General features: G+C 43.8%; 5 protein-coding genes. All 5 read left to right on the forward strand.

Annotated elements, in window-relative coordinates; translation table 11 throughout:
* Positions 1-155 precede the first annotated feature (155 nt).
* From B5F38_RS14045 to B5F38_RS14065, 5 genes are read left to right on the forward strand one after another with little or no spacing between them, the layout of a single operon-like run.
* The gene (locus B5F38_RS14045; protein WP_087409739.1) at positions 156-446 is read left to right on the forward strand and encodes a hypothetical protein; all 291 of its coding nucleotides are present in this window, start codon (positions 156-158) and stop codon (positions 444-446) included.
* A gap of 21 nt (positions 447-467) precedes the next feature.
* On the forward strand, positions 468-644 hold the full coding sequence (locus B5F38_RS14050; protein WP_087409740.1) for a ribonuclease P: 177 nt from the start codon (positions 468-470) through the stop codon (positions 642-644).
* Positions 645-657: 13 nt separating this feature from the next.
* Entirely contained in the window at positions 658-990 is a 333-nt protein-coding gene (locus B5F38_RS14055) for a molybdenum ABC transporter ATP-binding protein (RefSeq protein ID WP_087409743.1), read from the forward strand.
* Between the two features lie 11 nt (positions 991-1001).
* Positions 1002-1295, forward strand: coding sequence for a hypothetical protein (locus B5F38_RS14060; RefSeq protein ID WP_087409741.1), 294 nt, complete (start codon positions 1002-1004; stop codon positions 1293-1295).
* Positions 1296-1305: 10 nt separating this feature from the next.
* Entirely contained in the window at positions 1306-1563 is a 258-nt protein-coding gene (locus B5F38_RS14065; protein WP_087409742.1) for a hypothetical protein, read from the forward strand.
* Positions 1564-1964 lie beyond the last annotated feature (401 nt).

Raw genomic sequence — 1964 nt, forward strand, 5'->3', positions numbered from 1 at the left:
TTCACGACAAAATCTCCACCTCTCCGAGGTCGTATTTGGTTGTGAAACCCTGCATAAAGAGCCATGCCACCTTTTGAGGCGACATAATTGAATCAAGCCCGAAAGTAGCTGACAAGCTACAAGAGGGAAAAAGAAAAAACTTAAAATTTGAGATTATGGCGAACATTGCAACAAACATTTTCCACGCTACCACTGCGAACAAACAAGACCTCGACAAGATAGAGGCTTTCTTGGACGATAATTTTAACGGCTATATCAACCGGTATGCCGATATTATAGATGCGGAATTTTCTTCTCGCTGGGAATACCCGGAAAAAGAAATCAACAAGCTGGTGGAATCGTTGGAAGCCAAAAACGAAATCTATATCCGCATACTGACTTACGAACTCGAAAACGAGTACGTGAGCTTCAGAACGTTCTCTCAAGGGAAATGGGCTATCAAGTAATAACCGTAAAAACATTGTTTTATGTATGAATATGAAGAACCGTCCGACATCATCGGATTGCATTGCACACTGCTTAACCCGTACAAAGGCTACACGGAAGGTACAATCGTGGGCGACTATGGCAACACCATAGTTATCCGCCTTACAAGTGGTAAGGAAATTTCAGAATGCCGTGACGAAGTGATTATTTATGATTAGCACAGATGGGATTATGGCACAGATAGCAACAAAATTCGTCAAATGGGACGTTCCCGAACTGGCGACTTTACAGGACAGCCGTGTTTACAAGCTGCGGGAACGCCTGAATAACGGTGGCAAATTGAACCGAGAGGAGAAAAACTGGATTACCCGTAACGTGCGGGAAAGCGTCTATTTCAAACGGGGCATTGCATTGAGCGGTTATTATTTTGACTTCTCGGATATTCTCAAACGTTACTTTGTCAAGCAGTACGGACACATTGGTGAGTATTACGCCATTGACAAAACGGCACTACGCTCTATGTTGTACGGAAGAATTGAAGTCATTGTCGAAGTAAATAATTAAATATCAATTATATGGAAAAATACAAATTCTATCAAGACCGCAAGGTTACAAGTTGGGAACGGGATTATTTCAGTGTGGAAGCAGACAGTTACGAAGAAGCCGTCAATATTATCCGTTCATGGGGATGTGAGGACGTGTCGAATATTAGCGACAAACGTCTGTTTTATGACGAATGGTTTGCATTGCCCGAAACTTCGGAACGCTTGTTACCCGAAGAAAACGGCGGGTGTCCGACTATGGAGATTTTCAACCAATCCGGCGTGTCTATAATGACCAATGTTCCGGACGTAACACAATCAAATTAAAAACAGTAGTATGGACGTAATTATCGAACACAGCTTTTGTCTCTATTGCGATGAAGCGACAGAGATTTATTTCAGAATCATGAACACGATTCTTTTTTCGGGCAATGAAGCTGAACTCCGTGCGGGAATGGAACACTTGAAGGAGAAAACGCAGCTTGAGGAATATTTCACGTTCGGATATGGCGCACATCATATCTGGATAAGCCAGCGACGACCGAGCGACAAAAACAAACTGTTCAAGCATCGTGTTATGATGGCACGATTTTGACCTTTTGACATAACAGGATAGCACAACGAAAATCCATCGACGAGCTATGCGGATTGAGACGGTATTTCCGGTTTCAATCCGCATTTTCACATAATGACAGACAAGCCTGCCGGCGAACTGCCCCTTTTTACCTCGAATCGTCGTGCGCTTCCGATACGAATGTCTCCGGCACGATAGACACCTTTCAGGAATACCCATTTGTATTTTCTCTTTTGACTGCACCCCTTTTTACAAATCATCACCCTTTTGCGGGAAACCTTCTCTTCCCTGAGTTCGCCTATCCGCTTTCGGGCTGCCTGATACGAATTGTGTCGCAAAGGTACCTGCCATGTCTTTCTTGTATGCAAGGTCATGCCTGGCGGTTCACGACAAAATCTCCACCTCTCCGAGGTCGTATTTGG

It is taken from the genome of Barnesiella sp. An22, assembly GCF_002159975.1.
Classification (GTDB): Bacteria; Bacteroidota; Bacteroidia; order Bacteroidales; family Barnesiellaceae; genus Barnesiella; species Barnesiella merdigallinarum.

What these genes read in the sequence shown, in the direction of transcription:
- B5F38_RS14045 (WP_087409739.1), top strand. Translation starts at nt 156, where the DNA reads ATGGCGAACATTGCAACAAACATTTTCCACGCTACCACTGCGAACAAA.
- B5F38_RS14055 (WP_087409743.1), top strand. Translation starts at nt 658, where the DNA reads ATGGCACAGATAGCAACAAAATTCGTCAAATGGGACGTTCCCGAACTG.
- B5F38_RS14065 (WP_087409742.1), top strand. Translation starts at nt 1,306, where the DNA reads ATGGACGTAATTATCGAACACAGCTTTTGTCTCTATTGCGATGAAGCG.
- B5F38_RS14060 (WP_087409741.1), top strand. Translation starts at nt 1,002, where the DNA reads ATGGAAAAATACAAATTCTATCAAGACCGCAAGGTTACAAGTTGGGAA.
- B5F38_RS14050 (WP_087409740.1), top strand. Translation starts at nt 468, where the DNA reads ATGTATGAATATGAAGAACCGTCCGACATCATCGGATTGCATTGCACA.